The sequence below is a fragment of the Sphingomonas sp. Leaf10 genome (genome assembly GCF_001421245.1).
GTDB lineage: Bacteria > Pseudomonadota > Alphaproteobacteria > Sphingomonadales > Sphingomonadaceae > Sphingomonas.
Window position 1 is genome coordinate 610,191 of record NZ_LMKE01000001.1, and the last position, 20,109, is coordinate 630,299.

A 20,109-nucleotide genomic window follows, 5' to 3' on the forward strand; every position below is an offset into this window, starting at 1 on the left:
CCTGACCAACGGTCCGGCGGGGTTTTCTTTGTGTTCGGTACCGAACCGGTCTTTCGAAAACGGGGAGCGCCGGTGTGGCGCACCCCGCATCCGTTCCTGTTATCTCGCCTGCCAGACATAGGGCCCGACGACGGTGCCAACGAAGCCGCCCGCGATCTTGGTGCTGAGAAAGCGGACATCGACGTCGGTCTTGAGCGTCCGCTTCGTGCCGCCTGTGGTAAAGTCGAACCCCATCGTACCACGGTCGGCGCGGATGGTCAGTGTGACCGGCGCGGCCCCCTCGATCGGTGTCGCGGCGACCAACTGTTCGCCCCCTTTGTCCCGGGTGTAGAGGGCAACGACCCGCTTGCCGTCCAGCCGCGTGATGCCGAAGAACAGATAGTTCTCGTCATTCTGCATCGCCGCCAGCCCGGCACGGTCGCCGTCGCGCCGCGGCGTGAAGGCGACGGTCGTGCCCATCGTCGCGATATGATGCTGTTGGCGGCGACCGACGAAGCCGGGCACGCAGTTCAGGTCACCAATCGGTGCGCCGCCGTCGATCAGCAACTCGCCGCCGGCCACGCGGTAGACCGACGCCTTGGGGGTACGCACACCGATCCATTGCATGGCGAGCGTATTGCCGTCGAATTCGTCGACATAACCGAAATCGCCGCTGGTCGGCAGCTCCGGCGCGGGCTGGCGCGGCAGTTTCGGGCGGGTGGCGACGAATGGCACGCGCTGTCCGGCGGGCAGGATCGTTGGCCAGCCATCCTTCCACGTCACCGGCAGCAGGAACGTCTCGCGCCCTATATTGTAATAATCGTCACCATAGGGACGCACCGCGAGGAAGGTCGCCCACCAGTCGCCATTCTGGGTCTGCACCAGCTTGGCATGGCCCGCCGCCGATACCGGATCGGTGCGGTCGCCCGGCAGGTCGCGCTGGGTCAGGATCGGGTTGCCGCTCCACGGAGTGAACGGCCCGCGCAAGGATTTGGAACGGAAGGCGACCTGCGAATGGTTGACGCTGGTCCCGCCCTCGGCCGCGGTCAGATAATACCAGCCGTCCTTCCTGAAGATATGCGGGCCTTCGATCCACACCGGCTTCTTGCTGATATCGACGCCGCCGTTGATGAGCTGGGTCGATTCACCGACCATTTTCCCGGCACGCCAGTCATATTCCTGCACCCAGATCGCGCGGTGACCGTCATAGCGCGGCGGCTCGTTCGGCGCGCGATTGTTGACGATATAGGCGCGGTCGCCTTCCCAGTAGATCGACGGGTCGATGCCCTCGAACGGCAGCCAGATCGGGTTCGACCACGGCCCCTTCGGGTCCTTCGCGGTGATCACGAAATTGCCTTTGCACTCGACGCAGGTGTTGACGATGTAGAAGGTGCCGTCGTGATACGAAATATCGGGCGCGAACACCGCCTGCGACACGCGCCGCCCGGTGAAGTCGAGCTGTTCCGGGCGGCTGATCGCGTTGGCGATCTGAGTCCAGCTGACCAGATCCTTCGAATGAAAGATCGGCAGCCCGGGATAATGGGCGAAGGACGACAGCACGAGATAATAGTCGTCGCCGACGCGGGTGACGGACGGGTCGGGGTAGTAGCCCGACAGGATCGGGTTGCGATATTGATCGGGACCGGGCGTCGCCCGCTCGACGCTGCGGCCTTCATAGGTGAAGCGGCTGAACCGGGCCGGTTCGGCCAATGCGGCGGTGCTGGCGGCCAGTGCCAGTCCGGTCATCAAAATACGGAGCATCGGTTGTTCCTGTCGGAAAGGGATGAGGTCAGGTATCGAGGCGGTAGAGGCCGGCACCGTGCGGCGGCAGGTCGATCTCGACCCACACGGTGGCGGTGCCGGGTCGCGGCGTGCCCACAAACCACGGACTTGGCGTTTCAGCTTAGCCAGCATCGGGTTCGTGCCAACGGACATCGATGGTGGAAGGCGCCTGCGTTTCGGTAATGGCGCCGGCGCCCGGCGCGCCGGTCAGTCCGCGCCGTGTCATCCCGCCTGTCGTCATGCCGCCCCCCTTGAGAATTGCGATTACTTGTCGAGTAGCGCGGCGTCGCCCCAAACCACGGGATCGTTGAACCGGGCATCGCGCTCGCCCTCGGCGACCAGTTCGATCAGTTTGACGCCGGCCACCTCGGCGGCAATCGGTGTTGCAGCTTCGCCGAAGCGCAGCGGTTTCGAGGAGGCGAGCAGCCGACCGTCGCCATAGACGCGGAACGTGACCGGGAAGCGTCGGTCGCGCGCGCTGTCGTCGACGCCAACCGTCGCGGTGAAGCGGCGCGCGGTCGTGTTGCGGACCTCGATCCGCGAGTTGGCGAGTACTCCGATCGCGGTGTGGAAGCGGCGCCCGGCAACGCCCGCCGTCTCGCCATAGGGTGTGCTGTCGGCTTGCGCGCCGCCCCAGCCACCATAGCGCGGCCGCTCGCCATCGCCGCGCGAGCTGCGCCACGGCAGCATGCCGCGATGGATCAACGGTTCGACCTCGGGCACGACGACTCCGTCGATCGCCGGGTTCACCCGGCCGGGCATTTCGGACAGATAGAGGCCATCGGGCAGCCGTCGCTTGCCGCGGGCGGTGAAGGCTAGCGTCTCATGGGCCGCAAGTTGCAGCTTGCGTTCGCCCCGGAAGCGCGAGGCAGCGCCGGTCCACAGGTCGGTCAGGTCGATATCGGCATCGCCGACGAGCTTCAGATGTTCGGCGGTCAGCACCGCCTCGACCGGCTGGTTCAACCGGTTGAGGATCGCGACCGCCTTGTCACCGTCGGCAAGCGTCTTGACGAAGATCTGCACGTCATCGCTATCATGTGCGAGTACCGCCTGATTGCCCGCTGCATCCTGATTGAGCGCGATGACTCGTTCGTTGCCAAGAATGGCGAGCAATTCGGGCGTCGCCTTGCGCAGGTCATAGCCAATCAGCAGCGGCGCGTTGACCATTGCCCATAGGGTGAAGTGCGACCGGGCTTCGATCAGATGGTTGGCGTCGAACTCGCCGGTGCCGACGAACAGCATGTCGGGATCGTTCCATGAACCGGGATGGGCATAGAGCGGACGACGCGCGGTGCTATCGAGATTATGGAGCATCCGGCTCCAACTTGCCGAAATGTCTTCGCTTGTCCGCGACGTCCCGCCGACATTTCGACCCCATGACCGAATGTCGGCCGCACCCCACAGGCACAGCGAGAGGATGTAATCGCCATCGGGGTTATGGCGTCGCAGCGCGCTCGCGACATCCTCGTACAGCTTGCGGGTGGCCGGGATATCGGTGCGACCCAGCGAGTCGACGTCGACCAGCGGCGGGAACACCCGGTGCCGCCCGGCGCGCACCGCCGCGCTGTCCGGTCCCAGGCCGCGAATGCCGCAGCCATCGACCTTGATGTAATCGAAGCCCCATTCGGCGAAATAGGTCCGGATATCCCCGTCGACATGGCCATATAGACCGATTTCACGTTCTGATACCGTACCTTGCGGCTGGTTCGGCATATTCGACGTGAACACCTGACCACAGGAATTGCGACCGATATCCGAATAGATTCCGGCCTTCAGCCCCATGGCGTGCAGCCGATCGGTCAGGGGACGAAAGCTGGTATCGCCATCGGCAGTGCGGGCCGACGGAAAGGTATCGGTGCGGATCAGCACCCGGCCGTCCGATTGACGCCGCTGCAACCACCAGCCGTCGTCGATGTTGACGTAGCGATAGCCCTTCTTCGCAAGCCCGGTGTCGAGGATGATCTTGGCCGACGCGAGCAGTTTTTCCTCGTCGATATCGGTGTAGAAGGCGTTCCAGCTGTTCCAACCCATCGGCGGCAATTGCGCCCGCCCTTCGGTATTCGCGCTCCAGCGAGCGGTGGGACGCAAATCCTGCGCGACAGCGGCGACCGGCAATAGCGCGGCGATGCCGGCGAGCAGCCACCGCTTCACTTGGCGGCCTTCAAGGTGAAGCTGTCGATGTCGAGGAAACCGGCGCCGGGTGCCGGATTATAGCAGAAGATTGCCATCTGTTCGCCCTGGAACGTGCCGGTCCGCCATGCGAAGGCGAGTGGGAAATCGCCGCCGATCGGTCGCCAGCTTTTGCCGTCGCTGCTATACGACAGGCTGCCCCGGTTGGTCGTGAAATCGAGGTCCATCGCCATCCACAAATTGCGTCCGGCAATCGGCTGTTGAGCAACCCGGTTGTCGATCTTCGGACCCGTGTCGGTGCTTTCGATCAGGTCCATCGCCAGCGACGCCGCGCCCTTCGCATCGCGGGTCACCGCCAGCGTCGCGCTATATTGGCCGAAGGCTCCGAAGCCGCAGCGGTCGCCGCTGCGGATGTTGGCAATGTCGAACTTCACCTCCGCCCGGCTGCGCGGCCCCTGCGCCTTCTGGACCAGTGTGTTGCGCGCGGTCCAGAAGCCGGCCGCCGGGGTGGGCCGCAGCCGCAGGAAGCCGGGCCGCTCCGTCAGCGACCAGCGCGCATCGACCGGGTTGTGGTTCCATTGCCATTGCAGCCCCAGCTTCGACCCGGAAAAACCGTCGGAGGTCGCAGGTTCGGCAAAGGGGAAGCCCTTGATCGGCTTGGTTGCACGCTCGGGCACCCGGTCGGGCGCGTCGAGCGTACCCCAGACCGGCCAGTCGTCGCGCCAGAAAACCGGGCTGAGGTTCGTCATCCGGCCGATCGAACCGGAATCGATCATCACGAACCCGACCCAGTTCCCGTCCGGCGTATCGACCAGCGCACCCTGATGGCCGCCGCTCTTGTCGTCGATCTGCGGCCGGGTTTCCCATGGACCGTACAGGCTCTTCGCCCGCGATACCGTCAGACCCAGGCGGCGCGGGATCGCGTTGAACATGTAATAATAATCGCCGCGACGGATGATCTTCGACCCTTCCGCCCCGGCATTGTAATGAATCTTGCGATCGTCGACGACCTTGCGAAAATCGCGGTCGAGCTTGAGCAGCCGCGTTGTGCCGTCGGATCCGATCGCGGTGGCGATATAGCCGGTGCCGTCGGGTTCGATGAACAGGCCCGGATCGAATGCCGCCCGGTCGAGCTCGTTCATCGTCCATGTGCCGCGCGGGTCGCGGGTACGATAGATGCGGCTATTCTGTCCGACCGGCGTCACGACGATGTAGAAGGTGCCGGCATGATGGCGCAGGCTGGCCGCGAACAGCCCCCGGCGATAGGCATTTTTTCCGCCCGTCAGATTATATTCCGGCCGGTCGTCCAGCCGGGGTACGACATGGTTGATGATCTGCCAGTTCAGCAGATCCTTCGAATGGAGCAGCGTCAGGCCGGGCGCATTGGCGAAGGTCGTCGTGACCAAATAATAATCGCTGCCGACGCGCATGATGTCGGGATCGGGATAGTCGGCATAGAGGATCGGGTTTCGGTAGCTGCCATCGCCCTGGTCCGCACGCCATACTTGGGCTGGCGCACTGACGGCCAACGTTGCCATGGCGGCGAACAACCCCGCCCAGATCGATCCCGTAGCCAAAATCGCTCTCCCATCCGGCGACTTGCGGCCGTTTATTGTCTGGGTATTCATCCCGCGGCGGCGCGTCAACGTCGTTCGTGGTAGCGTTAACGTATTGCCCGATCGGCAAGAGTGTGGTGCCGGCTGGAGCGTGTACCGCTTGATTTGACGGCGGGGGTTCGGGTCCGTAGCATCGCCGCCGACGATCGATCCGGTATCGAACAGCGGCCCATTACTTGTACATAGCGCTGGCGGCCGCAGCGTCGACAGTGATGGCGAGGGAAGCTGGGTGAGCACGAAACAGGGGCACGATGTCGACATGGCCGAGATCGACGAGGAGGTGGCCGACGCGCTGTCGGACGAACCCGCCGTCCCGGCCCGCAAGGGATCGGGCCGCCGGCTGCGCGGTGCCGTCGCCCATTATCTGGGCACCGCCATCGTGTCCGGCCGGATCGCTCCGGGCGAATTGCTGACCGGCGAAGTCGCCAATGCCGAGGCGCTGGACGTATCGCGCAGCGCCTATCGCGAGGCGGTGCAGGTACTGACGGCCAAGGGGCTGGTCGAAAGCCGGCCAAAGATCGGCACGCGGGTGCTGCCCCGGCGGCGATGGAATTTCCTCGACCCGATGGTGCTTGCCTGGGCGTTCGAGGGCGAGCCGAACATCGCGTTCATTCGCGGTCTGTTCGAACTGCGCGCGGTCGTCGAACCGGCGGTGGCGCGATTGGCGGCGGAGCGGCGCGACAAGGACGATATCAAGGCGTTGCGCGCGGCGCTGGGCGGGATGCGGCGCCATACGCTGGCGACCGAAGCGGGACGCGCCGCCGACCGCGATTTCCACGATGCGCTGATCTACGCCACGCATAACGAGACGTTCGTGGCGCTGAGCGCCAGCATCGGTGCGGCGGTCAACTGGACGACGCAGTTCAAGCAGCGTCAGCGCGCGCTGCCCCGCGATCCCGTGCCCGATCATACCCGCGTGTTCGAGGCGGTCGTCGCGGGCGACACGAAGGCGGCGGAGGAGGCGATGACCGCGCTGGTGTCGCTGGCGCTGGAGGATACCCGCACGGCGATGTGATGCGACGCCCCCGGATGGTGCGAACGCGACGGTAGCGCCGCCCGCGCGGCTGTTGCATGGTAGCGCTCACAATAATCGGGGAGGGGTTATGCGTTCGATTCGGGCTTTGGCAGGCTGCGCGTTGTCGGCGGCGTTGGTTTGCGGTACGACTACCCATGCGCAATCGGTGGCACCGGCGCTCGCCAATATCTTTGCGGACCACGCCGTGCTGCAACGCGACCGTCCGATCGCCATCTGGGGCAACGCCGCGCCCGGCACGTCGGTCACCGTCAAGTTGAACGATCGCAGCGTAACGGCGCAAACCGGCAGCGACGGCAAATGGCGCGCGACGCTCCCGGCGCTGCCGGCGGGCGGCCCCTACACGCTGGACGTCAGCAGCGGCACGGCACCCGCACAGCGCCTGTCCGACATCATGATCGGCGACGTATTCCTGTGCGGCGGACAGTCGAACATGGAATTCCAGGTCAAGCACGCGACCGGACTGGAGGTGATCCCGTCCGCCAACGACGCGTCGCTGCGCTTCACGACTATCCCCGACAGCAGCAAGACCGCGCCTGCCAGCGACCTTGCCAAGCGGGTCGACTGGCGCAGCGTCACGCCGGAGGCGGTCGGCGACGCATCGGCGGTCTGTTATTTCATGGCCCGCTCGCTGCGCGGGACCGAAAAGGTGCCGATGGGGTTCATCGCGTCCGAATGGGGCGGCACCCGCATCGAAAGCTGGATCAGCGCACCGGCGCTGGCGACGCAGCCGGGCTTTACCGAGGGGCTGAACGCGATCGCGATGTTCGACCGCGATCCGGCGGCGGCGACGGCTGCCGACGGGACACGGCGGGAAAAGGCGTGGGAAGCACTCGATCCGGCGGCGAAGACCGAGCGCGCGTTCCGCGCCACCGACTATGATGATCGCAAATGGGCGACGGTGCCCGCGCAGTATGAACAAGTGCCCGCCGCCGATCGCGACCGGCTGGGCGGTGTCGTCTGGTTGCGGACCACCGTTGATCTGACACCGGCGCAGGTCGCGGCTGCGCAGACGCTGCGGCTTGGGCCGATCGGGCGTTATGACGAAACCTATGTCAACGGGCGCTTCGTCGGCGGCGGCAGCGTCGATTGGGCGTGGCGCAATTATGGCGTGCCCACAGGCCTGCTGCGCGCGGGGCGCAACGTGATCGCGATCCGCACCTTCGGCCCCAAACAGGACGGGCGCTTCACCGATATGAGCATCCGTTCGATCGGCCTGTCGGATGGCGGCGCGGTGCCGCTGTCGGGGCCGTGGCGCTACCGGATCGGCACTGCGATCAAGGACGGTTCGGTCGCTCCCGCGCCGTGGGACGTGCCGAACAGCCTGACGACGTTGTATAACGGCATGGTCGCGCCGATCGCACCCTACGGCCTGAAACTGGCGGCGTGGTATCAGGGCGAATCGAATACCGGACAGGCAGCGGCCTATCGCGGGTTGATGTCGACCTTAATGGGTGATTGGCGACGCGCGTTCGCCGCGCCCGAACTGCCGTTCTTCGTCGTCCAGCTGACCGGATATGGCAAGCCCGCGACCGCGCCGCGCGAGTCCGGTTGGGCAGCACTACGCCAATCGCAGGCGCAGGCGGTCGCGGCCGATGAGCATGCCGGGCTGGCCGTCACGATCGATGTCGGCGATCGGTTCGACATTCACCCCGCGCAGAAGACGGTCATCGGCGAACGCCTCGCCCGGTTGGCGCGCGTCGTGGCCTATGGCCAGCCGGGCTTGCGCAGCGGTCCCGAAGCGGCCGAGGCGGTGCGGCAAGGGGGCGATATCGTCGTCCGCTTCCGCAACGTCACCGGCGGGTTGCAACGCTATGGCGGGGCGGGGGCGATCGGCTTCGAACAATGTGCCGGCACGAACTGCACCTATGTCGACGCGCGGGTGCAGGGTGACACTATCGTCCTGCCCGGCGCGGGGCGACCGGAGGTGACGAAGGTCCGCTATGCCTGGGCCGACGCGCCGTTCGTCAACCTGTTCGACGGCGCCGACCTGCCGGCCGCGCCGTTCGAACTGCCGGTGCTTTGAATTGAGGCGGGCGGCGGGTGAGGATCCCGCCGCCCGACCGATCATTCGACGACGAAACTGGTCGTCGCGATGTGATGCAATTTGTCGACCGCTCCGGCCGCCACGCGCAGCTTGCCGGTTTCGGCCTGGGCGGCGGTCAGCAGATAGCGCCCCCTGCCCGCGATCGGTACCGCGAGCGCGCCGTCCGCGCCGGCGGTCAGTTCGACGCTTTTGCGCCCGGGCGTGATGAGGGTGATCTTTGCCGCAGCAACTGGCTTGCCGCCCTTCGTCAACGCGAAGCGGTTGCCGCCGGACGTAAGCGGCGCAATCTCATACGGCATCCGCGTCGCGATATCGCTGCGACCGGCGCGCGCATAATAAGCCACGCCTTCCTTTGCGCCGTCCTCACCCCAGGGCGCGAATACCGAATCGTCGATCACGCGAACGTCGCCGGCGGGCACTGCCGCCTCGAGATAGCCCGCCTTGCGCTGTAGCTGGACATTCGACTGCCCAACGATCCGCGGTGCGACCAGCCGCTTGAACTCCGGATCGCCACCGGGCGGCAGCGCTTCGGCAGGCTCGCCCAGATAGATTCGGGCGGGCCCGTTGGCATCGCGCTCCACCCACACTTCATGTGCGTCGGCGGTGGCCGGCACGGCTAGTGCGAGGATAAGGGCCAGCGTTCGCATGTCTTTTCTCCCGATCGCCGGCATCTAAAGCCAGCACCCATTCCGCATAGTTATAATGAGAGTAGGTCGCAATAGCGTTGCATTGTCCAATTCGTGCCGTTAGGGCGAGCCATATTGAAAATGACTCGCAAAGGGGGAATGATGACGCGTCTGGTACGCACGACGACGCTGGCGGGGCTCCTGGCGATGTTGATCGCGGTTCCGGGATTGGCGGAACCGGTGGTTCCGGAAGAGGAAGCGGATACGCAACGTGGCGAAGAGATCATCGTCGTCGGCAAGAGCTATGGGCAGGCGGTCGGCAAGACCGTCACCCCGTTGAAGGACGTGCCGAACACCATCACCGTCATCGACCAGTTGCAGTTGCAGCAGCGCAACCTGTTCACCCTGGAAGACGCATTGACTGTCACCAATGGCGTGACGGTGACCGGGATCGGCAGCGAAGACCCGTCCTATCTGTCGCGTGGCTTCACCATCAACAACTACTTGGTCGACGGCGTACCCACCTTTGCCTTCGGCTTTCCGGCCGTGGTGCCCGATCTGTTCCTGTACGACCGGGTCGAGGTGCTGCGAGGGCCGGCCGGCCTGTTCAGCGGTGCCGGCAACCCGGCGGGCAGCATCAATCTGGTCCGCAAGCGGCCGTTCGATACCTTCACCGTCAATGCACTGGCTGGCTATGGCAGTTTCCAAAACCTCCGCGCCGAGGTCGACGTGTCGACACCGCTCGACGATCGTTCCGGCCTGCGGCTGGGGGCGATGGCGCAGGATCAGGATCAGTTCTTCGACATCGCCCATCGCTATCGCTTCGCGGCATTCGGCGTGGCGGATACCGAGATCGGCGAGAACACGACGCTGACCGTCGGCGGCAATTACGACCTGTTCAAACCGGCGATCCAGTCCGGGTTGCCGGGCTATGTCGGTGGCGCGGACGGCAGCGACGGCCGGCTGCTCGACGTCGATCGTTCGACCTATCTCGGTGCCGACTGGAACCGCTTCCGCTCTGAAAGCTGGTCGGGCTTCGTCGAAATCGCGCACCGGATCAGCGACCGCTGGACGCTGCGCGCGACGGGGCTCTTGGCCGACGTCGATCGCATCGATATCTACAGCTATATCGGCAACCAGCCGGTGACGCCGGCCAATGGCGGCACGACGAACCACATCGCCTATCGCGGTGACAGCGCGATGCAGACGCGCTCGTTCGACTTCAACGGCGTCGGCAGCTTCCCGGCATTCGGCCGCGACCAGACGCTGATCGTGGGTGCCGATTATCAGGCGAGTTCGGCGACGTCGGATTTCACCCGCCTGTCCAACTATGCACGCATCAACGTCTTCAACCCCGTCTCGCCGGCCGAGCCGCCGCTCGATCCGTACGGTCCGCTGCCCGCCTTCCAAGGGCCGAACGGTCCGGTCACGCAGGTATATGGCGGGTCGGAGACCGAGGTCGAACAATATGGCCTGTACGGGCAGATGCGGCTCAGCCCGGTACAGGGCCTGACGCTGGTCGGCGGCGGACGCATGACGTGGTGGGACACGACGGTCACCACGACCCGCGTCGCCAACGGCGCGATCCCGCTGCCGACGCGCTACAGCTTCGACGAACGCTTCACGCCCTATGCCGGGGTGGTGTGGGACGTGACCGACGACCTGAACCTGTACGCGAGCTATGCCGACAGCTTCACGCCGCAGGCGCCGCCGGTCGGCCGCAGCCTGCCCGGCGGCGGCGCGATCCAGCCGTTGGTCGGCGATCAATATGAAGCCGGGACCAAGCTGTCGCTGATGGACAAGCGCCTGTTACTGTCGGCGGCGGTGTATCAGATCACGCAACGCAACCGACTGTTCAACGATCCCGAGGAACCGACGCTGACCTATCAGATCGGTCGGGTCCGGGCGCGCGGTATCGAGGCGGAGGCGAGCGGCGAGATCCTGCCCGGCTGGCGCGTCAACGGCGGTTACACCTTCACCCGCACCAGATATCTGGAGGAGGCCAATCCGTTGCTCGAAGGATTGAGCCTGTTGCCGGTGATCCCGGAGCATATGGTCAAGCTGTTCACCAATTACGAAGCGGGCGACGGTCCGTTGGTTGGGGCCAGCGTCGGCGCGGGCGTCACGTGGTTCGACAGCACGTGGAGCGGCAACCCGCCGGCATTCAACGCCAACGGCACGCTGCGCACGCCGTCGACGATCGTGCGACAGGGCAGCTATGCGGTCGCCGATCTGCGCGCCGGATACCGCATCACCGACAATCTGTCGCTGGCGGTGAACGTCAACAACCTGTTCGACCGCACTTATTACGCGCGCATTTCGTCGACCGGGCGCGGCAATTATTACGGCAGCCCGCGTACCGTGTTTGCCAGCCTGCGGGTCAATTTCCCTTGATCGCACCGGCCCGGCATATCCTGTGGCGGCGGCTGGCCGATAATGCGCTGCGGCTGATCGCGGCGATGCCGGTCGGTTATGCGGTCGCGTGTCTGTGGGCGATGGCACTCGCCCGGATCCTGCCGGGTGATCCGGTGCAGACGACGATGGCGGCGGCGTTGATCGCGCTGCTGCTTTGCGCGCTGGCTGCGATGTGGGCCTATGCCGCGCGCAGCGGCTGGCGGGCGCTATGGACGCTGGTCGTGGCGGGCGCGGTCGCCGGTGCGATCACCTGGGGATCGGTCGCCATCTGGGGGCGAATATGAACAAGGGATTTCGCCAGTCGCAATCGACGCTGCACACCTGGTCGGGGCTGCTGCTCGGCTGGTTGCTGTTCGCGATCTTCGTGGCGGGCACGTCGGCTTATTGGCGGGAGGCGCTGAACCGCTGGGCACGGCCCGAACTGGCACCGATCGCCAGTCGCGAACGGGTGGTCGAGGGGGCCGTCGCCTTCCTCGAGCGCCGCGCGCCCGATGCGCAGAGCTGGTTCATCACCGTACCCGGCGCCGAGAGCGCCGGCGGCGACGTCTTCTGGGTGCCGCAGGCGAAGCCCGGTGAGGAACGCCGCCGCGGTCGCCGCGATACCCGCGCCTTTATCGGCAGCGATGGGCAGGAGGGGACCGCACGCGAAACCCGTGGCGGCGACTTCTTCTACCGGTTCCATTTCGACCTGCATTACATGCCGGTCTTCTGGGCGCGCTGGCTGGTCGGCATCGCCGCGATGTTCATGCTGGTCGCGATCTTCACCGGGATCGTCACCCACAAGAAGATCTTCCGCGACTTCTTCACGCTGCGCCGGGGCAAGGGGCAGCGCAGCTGGCTCGACGGGCATAATGCGACGGCGGTGCTGGCGCTGCCGTTCCACCTGATGATCACCTATACCGGGCTGCTCACGCTGATCGCGATGCTGATGCCATGGGCGATCGTCGCCAATTACGACGATCCGGCCAAGCTCTCTGCCGCCGTCTTTCCCGAGGCTCCGGCGGTCGAGCGGACCGAGCGCCCGGCACCGCTGACCCCGCTCGGCCCCGTGCTTCGCGATGCCGAACGGCGGCTGGGCGGCAAGGTCGGCTATGTCACCGTCTTCAACCCCGGCGATGCGGCTGCACGCATCACCCTCACCCAGTCGGGCACGTCGATGCTGTCGGCGCGGACCCCGGCGCTCGCCTATGATGGCGTGACCGGGCGGCTGGTCTGGCGCGCCCCGCCGCCCGGCGGCGCGGTCGAGACGCAGGGGGTGATGGTCGGGCTGCATGCCGGGCGGTTCGGCGACTATCCGATGCGCTGGCTGTATTTCCTGTGCGGCATCGCCGGATCGCTGATGGTGGCGAGCGGGCTGGTGCTGTGGACGGTGAAGCGGCGCGAGCGGTTGCCCGATCCCGCCCATCCGCACCTCGGCTTCCGCATCGTCGAGCGATTGAATGTCGGTTTCATCGCCGGTTTCCCGATCGCGATGACGCTGTACCTCTGGGCCAACCGCCTGCTGCCTGTTGGGACCGAGGCCCGCGCCGATGCCGAGGTGAACGTGATGTTCGCTGGCTGGGCGGCGCTGTTCCTGTATGCGCTGGCACGGAAACCGGCGCGGGCATGGGTCGAACTGCTGACGTTGCAGGCGGTGCTGCTGATCGCGCTGCCGCTCTACGACATCATCGCGATGCCGACCGGTCTTCCTGCCGCGATCGCGCGGGGCGACTGGGTATTGGCGGGGGCGGACCTGACGTTCCTCGCGCTCGGGGCCGGTTTCGGCTTCGCCGCGTGGCGGGTGCATCGCTACCGTCCGAAAGCGCGGCGGCGGACGGCACGTCCCACGTCATCGATCGACACCGCACACTGGGCACCGGCCGAATGATCCTGATCGCACTGTTGACCGCACTCGCCGCCTTCGCGCTGCTGGCACTCGCCAGCGACCGCCATCGCGACCGGTGGCGGGGCGTCGATCGCCAGTGGCGGCGGCGCGGCGGCTGGGCGCTGGTCGTCGCTACCTTCGTCGCGGCCTTCGCGGCATGGGGGCCGGTCTATGGCGCGATCGGCGGGACCGGGCTGCTGATGCTGGGGGCGGGCGCGAGTTTCCTCGTGCTCAACCTCACTCGACCGTAAGTGTGCTCGCCCAGGGTTCGAACGCATTGCGCGCACGCGACGTATACATCTTCTTGCGATCGGCCTTCTTCGTGCGGCCGGGAATCGGCGGCATCAGCCCGAAATTGACGTTCATCGGCTGATAGGTCTCTGCCACCGCCGCGCCGGTGATGTGATGCAACAGCGCGCCCATCGCCGTTTCGACCGGCGGCGGCGCGACGCTGCGCCCGGCCAGTTCGGCCGCGGCAAAGCGTCCGGCCAGCAATCCGACCGCCGCGCTTTCGACATAGCCCTCGCAGCCGGTCATCTGTCCGGCAAAGCGCAGATGCGGTCGCGCCTTCAGCCGCAGCGTTGGGTCGAGCAATTCGGGCGAACGGATGAAGGTGTTGCGATGCAGCCCGCCCAGTCGCGCGAATTCGGCATTCTCCAAGCCCGGGATGGTGCGGAACAGCCGGACCTGCTCACCATGCTTCAGCTTGGTCTGGAACCCGACGATGTTCCATAGCGTGCCGCTGGCATTGTCCTGCCGCAACTGCACCACCGCATGCGGCCAGCGCCCGGTGCGCGGATCGTCGAGGCCCACCGGCTTCATCGGTCCGAAGCGCAGCGTGTCCAGCCCGCGTTCGGCCATCACCTCGATCGGCATGCACCCTTCGAAATAGGGGACGTTTTCCCATTCTCGAAACTCGGCCTTTTCCCCCGATATCAAGCCGGCGTGGAAGGCTTCATACTGCTCGCGGTTCATCGCGCAGTTGATGTAGTCCTTGCCGTCGCCCTTGTTCCAGCGGCTCTGGAACCACGCCTGTTGCATGTCGATCGAATCGCGGTGGACGATCGGGGCGATCGCGTCGAAGAAGGCGAGCGCCTCCGCACCCGTCGCGCTGCCGATATCGCCGGCAAGACTAGGTGCGGTCAGCGGACCGGTGGCGACGATCGTCATGCCGCTATCGGGCAGGGTATCGATCCGTTCGCGGACGATGGTGATGTTCGGGTGCGCGGCCAGCGCGGCGGTGACGCCAGCGGAAAAACCGTCGCGATCGACCGCCAGCGCCGATCCCGCCGGCACCTTGTGCTCGTCGCCCTTCGCCATGATCAGCGATCCCAGCGCGCGCATTTCGGCGTGGAGCAGCCCGACCGCATTCGATTCGGCATCGTCCGAACGGAAGCTGTTCGAACATACCAGTTCGGCCAGATCGTCGCCCTGATGCGCGGGCGTGCTGTCGCCGCCGCCGCGCATCTCCGACAGGCGAACCTTCGCCCCGGCTTGTGCCAGTTGCCACGCGGCCTCGGACCCGGCGAGCCCGCCGCCGATGATGTGAACGTCATACTGCATGTCGGCGCGTCTAGGCCGGACAAGCCCAACCGGCAATGAACGTACGAAACGGACCGTCGATTTATTGGGTTACGCGTTGGGGAAGTACGACGAAGGGAAGGCGCATGAAAATCTACACCATCGGTTACGAAGCGGTGACGGTGGCCGAATTCGTGACGGCGTTGCAGGCGGCCGGGGTCAGGCGGGTGATCGACGTGCGGGCACTGCCGCTGTCACGTCGGCCGGGCTTCTCGAAGTCGTCGCTGGCAGCCGAACTGGCGACGCATGGGATCGATTACGTGCATCTGAAAGCGCTCGGCACGCCCAAGCGCGGGCGTGACGCGGCGAAGAAGGGCGACGTCGCGACGTTGCGCGCGGTGTATGAAGAGCAACTCGAACTGCCCGAGGCGCAGGCGCAGGCGGCGATCATGCTCGGCCTCGCGGCGGAAATGCCGTCGGCGCTGCTCTGCTTCGAACGCGAACCGGCACATTGCCACCGAACGTTGCTACTTGAAGCGGTAGGGCAGGGGGCGGAGATAGTAGAACTCTACGCCTAAATCCTCCCCGCTCCGCGGGGAGGGGGACCGCCGCAGGCTGGTGGAGGGGGCTTCCTCGACCGGTTCGTTCGCGGCCAACCCCTCCATCATCGCCTTCGGCGACGGTCGCCCTCCCCATGAATGGGGAGGATTTATCCAGCAACCGGCCGCTGTACCTGCCCCGCATTATCGCGGTGCAACGGCCCATAGGCCACCACCACCTCCAGCGGCAGCGGTCCGTACAGATGCGGAAACAATTGCCCGCCGCGCGACGGTTCCCACTTCACCGCCTCACCGAGCGCATCGAGATCGACCTCCGCCACATGCAGGGCGTCCTGCCCGGCGAAATGCTTGTCGACGGTCTCGGTCAACTGGTCGAAGGTCGACAGGTGGATATAGCCGTCGGCCAGATCCACCGCCGCCCCGTCGAAGCTGCCCGCCTCCAGCACCACCATCTGCTCGGCGGTCAGCACCTTGAAGGCGGTGGCAGGCTTCATTCCTCGATATCCTTTTCGCTGATCGTGTCGGGACCGGTCCCGTCATCGACCATGATGTCGCCCTCAACCGGCGGCATCGCGGCGCGTTCCTCGGCGACGATCGCCTCGGCTTCGTTCTCGGGGTTCTCGTCCTCGTCGATCTTGGCGGCGGACACGACCTGCTCGCCCATTCCGACGCGGAAGATCGTGATCCCCTGCGTATTGCGGCCCGCGACGCGGATGTCGCCGACGGTGGTGCGGATCAGCTTCGCCTGATCGGTCACCAGCATCAACTGCTCGCCATTATGCGCCGGGAAGCTCGCCACGACCGGCCCATTGCGGTCGGAGGTGACGATGTTGGTGATCCCCTGACCACCACGACCGGTGCGGCGATACTCGTACGCCGAGGTGCGCTTGCCGAAGCCGTTGGCGGTGACGGTCAGGATGAACTCCTCGACCTTCTCCATCGCAACCATGGTTTCGTCGTCGAGCGTCCGTTCACGCTCGCCTTCCTTCCAAGGTGCCGCCTTCAGGTACGCTTCACGCTGCTCGACATCGAACGGCGTCCCACCGAGGATCGACAGCGAGATGACCTCGTCGCCCGTGCCGAGCGAAATGCCTCGCACGCCGGTCGACGTCCGGCTCTGAAACTCGCGCACGTCGGTCGCGGCAAAGCGGATCGCCTTGCCCGCCTTCGTTGCCAGCAGCACGTCGTCGGTTTCGGTCAGCAGCGCCACGCCGATCAGGCGATCGTCGCTATCGTCGTCGAAGCGCATCGCGATCTTGCCCGCAGTCGGGATGTTAGCGAACGCGTCCATCGAGTTGCGCCGCACCGTGCCATTGGCAGTCGCGAACATGACGTGCAGGTCTGCCCAGCGATCTTCGTCCTCGGGCAGCGGCAGGACGGTCGAGATCGTCTCGCCCGCCGCCAGCGGCAGCAGGTTCACCATCGGCCGCCCGCGCGTCGCCGGTCCCCCTTCGGGCAGGCGCCACACCTTCATCCGGTACACCTTGCCCGCGGTCGAGAAGAACAGCACCGGGGTATGCGTGCTGGTCACGAACAGGTTCGTGATCGCATCCTCATCCTTGGTCGACATCCCTGCACGGCCCTTGCCGCCGCGCTTCTGCGCACGGAACGCGTCGAGCGGGGTGCGCTTGATATAACCCTGCACCGTGACGGTGACGACCATCTCCTCGCGCTCGATCAGGTCCTCGTCGTCGATGCCGTCGGCGGCGCCCGCGATCTCGGTACGCCTGGGCGTCGCGAATTCGGCGCGGACGTCGACCAGCTCCTGCCGCATCACCGCATACAGCTTCGCGCGGTTGGCAAGGATGTCGAGCAGATAGCCGATCGAACCGGCCAGTTCCTTCAGTTCCTCGCCGATCTCGTCCCGGCCAAGCGCGGTCAGGCGATGCAGCCGCAGGTCGAGGATCGCGCGGACCTGCAGGTCGGACAGGCGATACACGTCGCCGGTCGTGTCGGCTTCGACCGCCTCGACCAGTTTCAGATACGGTGCGATCTCCGCGACCGGCCATTCGCGCGCCAGCAAGGCGGCGCGGGCGGCGGCGGGGCTTTCCGACCCGCGGATGATCCGCACCACCTCGTCGAGATTGGTGACCGCGATCACCAGACCCAGCAACAGATGCGCCCGCTCGCGCGCCTTGGCCAGTTCGTACTTCGACCGCCGGGTGATGACCTCCTCGCGGAAGCCGACGAACGCGTCGATGATCTGGGCGAGGTTGAGCAGCTCGGGGCGCCCGCCCCGGATCGCCAGCATGTTAGCGGCAAAGCTCGACTGTGCCGGGGTATGCCGCCACAACTGGTTGAGCACCACGTCAGGGGTCGCATCGCGCTTCAGGTCGATGACGATGCGGACGCCTTCGCGGTTCGATTCGTCGCGAATGTCGCTGACGCCCTCGATCCGCTTGTCCTTGGCCGCCTCGGCGATCTTTTCGACCAGCCCCGACTTGCCGACCTGGAACGGGATTTCGGTCAGCACGATTGAGCGCCGCTCGCCACGCGCCTCGACGGTGTGGCGCGAGCGCAGGATGATCGACCCGCGACCACCGGCATAGGCCGCACGCGCACCGGCGCGACCAAGCATCAGCGCGCCCGTCGGGAAATCCGGCCCCGGCACGATTTCGCACAGTTCCTCGTGCGTCAGCGGCTCCCCGCCCTCGACCCGGCGGTCGATCGTAGCGAGGCAGGCGTCGACCACTTCGCCCAGATTGTGCGGCGGCACGTTGGTCGCCATGCCGACCGCGATCCCGCCCGCGCCATTCACCAGCAGGTTCGGGAAGCGCGCCGGCAGCACCGCCGGCTCGCGTTCCGACCCGTCATAGTTCGGCACGAAATCGACGGTATCCTTGTCGAGATCGTCGAGCAGCGCCATCGCCGACTTGGCAAGGCGCGCCTCGGTATAGCGCATCGCGGCCGGCGGATCGGGGTCCATCGATCCGAAATTGCCCTGACCGTCGATCAGCGGCAGCCGCATCGACCATGGCTGCGCCATACGCGCCAATGCGTCATAGATCGCGGTGTCGCCATGCGGATGGTATTTACCCATCACGTCGCCGACGATGCGCGCCGACTTGCGATACGCCTTGCCGGGGACGAAGCCGCTTTCCTGCGCCGAATAGAGAATGCGGCGATGCACCGGCTTCAACCCGTCACGCACATCGGGCAGCGCGCGGGCGACGATGACGCTCATCGCATAGTCGAGATAGCTCGACCGCATCTCGTCCACGATCGAGATGGGGGCGATATCGGATGGGTCGGCGATCAGCGTCGCGTCTGTCAAAGTTCGATGCTTTCGGGGAATGTTTCGGTTGGGCGACAACCTAGCCGCTCGGGTCGCGAAAGCCAAGCGTTGCGGCTCCGTTCGGCGGGTGCCCGGAACATGCTGCGGCGCAAAAGGTTGCCCGCCCATGCGCGACGTACAACGGTTTCTGAACACGCTGCCCCCGGCGGCGGCCGATCTCGCCACGGTCGCCGGCTCGGTGCTGGCGGCGCTGTTGCTGCACGCGGTCCTGTTCCGCTTGCTGCAACGCTTTGCCGAACGGACCCCGGGATCGGTCGACGACGTCTATGTCGACCATGCGTGGCGGCCGATGCGCTGGATATTGGTGGCGATGGCACTGGCCAGCGTCCGCCGGCCGCTGCGCCTGCCCGAACGCTGGGACGATCTGTGGACGCAGGTCGCCGGGCTGATCGTCCCGCTGCTGATGGGGTGGTTCGCGATCGCGATGATCCGCGCTTCGGTAAAAGCGATCGAAGTCGCCACCGACATCACCGTCGCCGACAATCTGCGCGCCCGGCGGCGGCGGACGCGCAGTGCCATTTTGGGGCGGATCGCGATCATCGCCATCGGCTTCATCACCGTCTGCCTGATGCTGCTGTCGATCCCCAGCATCCGATCGATCGGCGTCACGCTGATGGCATCGGCGGGTCTCGCCGGCCTCGCCGTCGGTGCCGCCGCGCAGCCCGCGCTCAAGAACATCATCGCCGGCGTGCAGATGGCGTTCACCGAACCGATCCGCATCGACGACGTGGTCATCATCGAGAATGAATGGGGCCGGATCGAGGAAATCCGCCTGACCTATGTCGTCGTCCGCCTGTGGGACGAGCGGCGACTGGTGGTGCCGGTATCGAAATTCCTCGAATCGAGCTTCCAGAACTGGACCCGCACCACCAGCGGCCTGCTCGGATCGGCGTTCTTCTGGCTCGACCCCACGACCAACATTCCGCGCCTGCGTGAAAAGTTCGAGGAACTGGTCAAGGACGATCCGCTGTGGGACGGGCGCGCCCATGTGTTGCAGGTGACCGATACCAAGCCCGACGCGATCGAGGTCCGCATCCTCGCCACCGCCTCCGACGCCGCCCGCGCGTTCGACTTGCGCTGTTCGCTGCGCGAGGGGATGCTGGCCTATATTCGCGACGAAATGCCGGAGGCGCTGCCGCGGCGGCGGGTGGCGCTGGATGGACGCGAAATTTCCCCTCCCTGACAAGGGAGGGGTCGGGGGGTGGGTAGGCTGGTTGGCGGGCGGCACCGTGCCTCACGGG

Annotated in this window: 15 protein-coding genes; 8 read left to right on the top strand and 7 right to left on the bottom strand. The window is 66.0% G+C overall.

What is annotated here, in order from left to right:
• Positions 1–99: 99 nt before the first annotated feature.
• The 3 genes from ASE59_RS02890 to ASE59_RS02900 all read right to left on the bottom strand — a co-directional run bounded on the left by ASE59_RS02890 (position 100) and on the right by ASE59_RS02900 (position 5,429).
• Positions 100–1,740, bottom strand: a complete 1,641-nt coding sequence (locus tag ASE59_RS02890) for a glycoside hydrolase family 43 protein (protein ID WP_056451759.1) — start codon at positions 1,738–1,740, stop codon at positions 100–102.
• A gap of 285 nt (positions 1,741–2,025) precedes the next feature.
• Positions 2,026–3,912: an NPCBM/NEW2 domain-containing protein gene (locus tag ASE59_RS02895; protein WP_056451761.1), complete on the bottom strand. Its 1,887-nt coding sequence runs from the start codon at positions 3,910–3,912 to the stop codon at positions 2,026–2,028.
• The gene (locus ASE59_RS02900) at positions 3,909–5,429 is read right to left on the bottom strand and encodes a glycoside hydrolase 43 family protein (protein ID WP_056452776.1); all 1,521 of its coding nucleotides are present in this window, start codon (positions 5,427–5,429) and stop codon (positions 3,909–3,911) included. The genes ASE59_RS02895 and ASE59_RS02900 overlap by 4 nt, the downstream gene beginning before the upstream one ends.
• A 337-nt stretch (positions 5,430–5,766) precedes the next feature.
• On the opposite strand from ASE59_RS02900, the gene ASE59_RS02905 reads away from it, so the two are divergent.
• Together ASE59_RS02905 and ASE59_RS02910 are read left to right on the top strand one after the other, a co-directional pair.
• Entirely contained in the window at positions 5,767–6,522 is a 756-nt protein-coding gene (locus tag ASE59_RS02905) for a FadR/GntR family transcriptional regulator (RefSeq protein ID WP_082458040.1), read from the top strand.
• Positions 6,523–6,610: 88 nt separating this feature from the next.
• Positions 6,611–8,566, top strand: coding sequence for a sialate O-acetylesterase (locus tag ASE59_RS02910; RefSeq protein ID WP_082458041.1), 1,956 nt, complete (start codon positions 6,611–6,613; stop codon positions 8,564–8,566).
• 41 nt (positions 8,567–8,607) lie between these two features.
• Here the strand turns inward: ASE59_RS02910 and ASE59_RS02915 are convergent, their stop codons facing one another.
• Positions 8,608–9,234, bottom strand: a complete 627-nt coding sequence (locus ASE59_RS02915) for a hypothetical protein (RefSeq protein ID WP_056451765.1) — start codon at positions 9,232–9,234, stop codon at positions 8,608–8,610.
• 141 nt (positions 9,235–9,375) lie between these two features.
• Here ASE59_RS02915 and ASE59_RS02920 point away from each other — a divergent pair, with 141 nt between their 5' ends.
• Genes ASE59_RS02920 through ASE59_RS02935 form a run of 4 tightly spaced genes read left to right on the top strand, consistent with a single transcriptional unit; the run spans position 9,376 to position 13,743 of the window.
• Positions 9,376–11,607, top strand: a complete 2,232-nt coding sequence (locus ASE59_RS02920) for a TonB-dependent siderophore receptor (protein WP_056452782.1) — start codon at positions 9,376–9,378, stop codon at positions 11,605–11,607.
• Positions 11,604–11,912 carry a hypothetical protein gene (locus ASE59_RS02925; RefSeq protein ID WP_056451767.1) on the top strand — a complete coding sequence of 103 codons (309 nt, stop codon included), beginning with the start codon at positions 11,604–11,606 and terminating at the stop codon, positions 11,910–11,912. Before ASE59_RS02920 ends, ASE59_RS02925 begins: the two co-directional genes overlap by 4 nt.
• Positions 11,909–13,495: a PepSY-associated TM helix domain-containing protein gene (locus tag ASE59_RS02930; RefSeq protein WP_056451769.1), complete on the top strand. Its 1,587-nt coding sequence runs from the start codon at positions 11,909–11,911 to the stop codon at positions 13,493–13,495. Before ASE59_RS02925 ends, ASE59_RS02930 begins: the two co-directional genes overlap by 4 nt.
• Positions 13,492–13,743 (top strand): DUF3325 family protein, encoded by a 252-nt coding sequence (locus tag ASE59_RS02935; RefSeq protein WP_056451771.1) that lies wholly within the window; start codon positions 13,492–13,494, stop codon positions 13,741–13,743. The genes ASE59_RS02930 and ASE59_RS02935 overlap by 4 nt, the downstream gene beginning before the upstream one ends.
• Here ASE59_RS02935 and trmFO read toward each other — a convergent pair.
• Positions 13,730–15,055 (bottom strand): methylenetetrahydrofolate--tRNA-(uracil(54)-C(5))-methyltransferase (FADH(2)-oxidizing) TrmFO, encoded by a 1,326-nt coding sequence (trmFO, locus tag ASE59_RS02940; RefSeq protein ID WP_056451773.1) that lies wholly within the window; start codon positions 15,053–15,055, stop codon positions 13,730–13,732. The two genes, ASE59_RS02935 and trmFO, sit on opposite strands and share 14 nt — an antisense overlap.
• A gap of 104 nt (positions 15,056–15,159) precedes the next feature.
• Between trmFO and ASE59_RS02945 the strand changes: the two genes are divergently transcribed.
• Positions 15,160–15,591 carry a DUF488 family protein gene (locus ASE59_RS02945; protein WP_056451775.1) on the top strand — a complete coding sequence of 144 codons (432 nt, stop codon included), beginning with the start codon at positions 15,160–15,162 and terminating at the stop codon, positions 15,589–15,591.
• Positions 15,592–15,722: 131 nt separating this feature from the next.
• Here ASE59_RS02945 and ASE59_RS02950 read toward each other — a convergent pair whose 3' ends face one another.
• Positions 15,723–16,067: a DUF952 domain-containing protein gene (locus ASE59_RS02950; protein ID WP_056451777.1), complete on the bottom strand. Its 345-nt coding sequence runs from the start codon at positions 16,065–16,067 to the stop codon at positions 15,723–15,725.
• Complete coding sequence (gyrA, locus tag ASE59_RS02955) at positions 16,064–18,847, bottom strand: DNA gyrase subunit A (RefSeq protein WP_056451779.1); 2,784 nt, start codon at positions 18,845–18,847, stop codon at positions 16,064–16,066. Before gyrA ends, ASE59_RS02950 begins: the two co-directional genes overlap by 4 nt.
• Positions 18,848–18,974: 127 nt before the next feature.
• On the opposite strand from gyrA, the gene ASE59_RS02960 reads away from it, so the two are divergent.
• Entirely contained in the window at positions 18,975–20,051 is a 1,077-nt protein-coding gene (locus ASE59_RS02960) for a mechanosensitive ion channel family protein (protein ID WP_056451781.1), read from the top strand.
• The last annotated feature ends 58 nt before the right edge of the window (positions 20,052–20,109 follow it).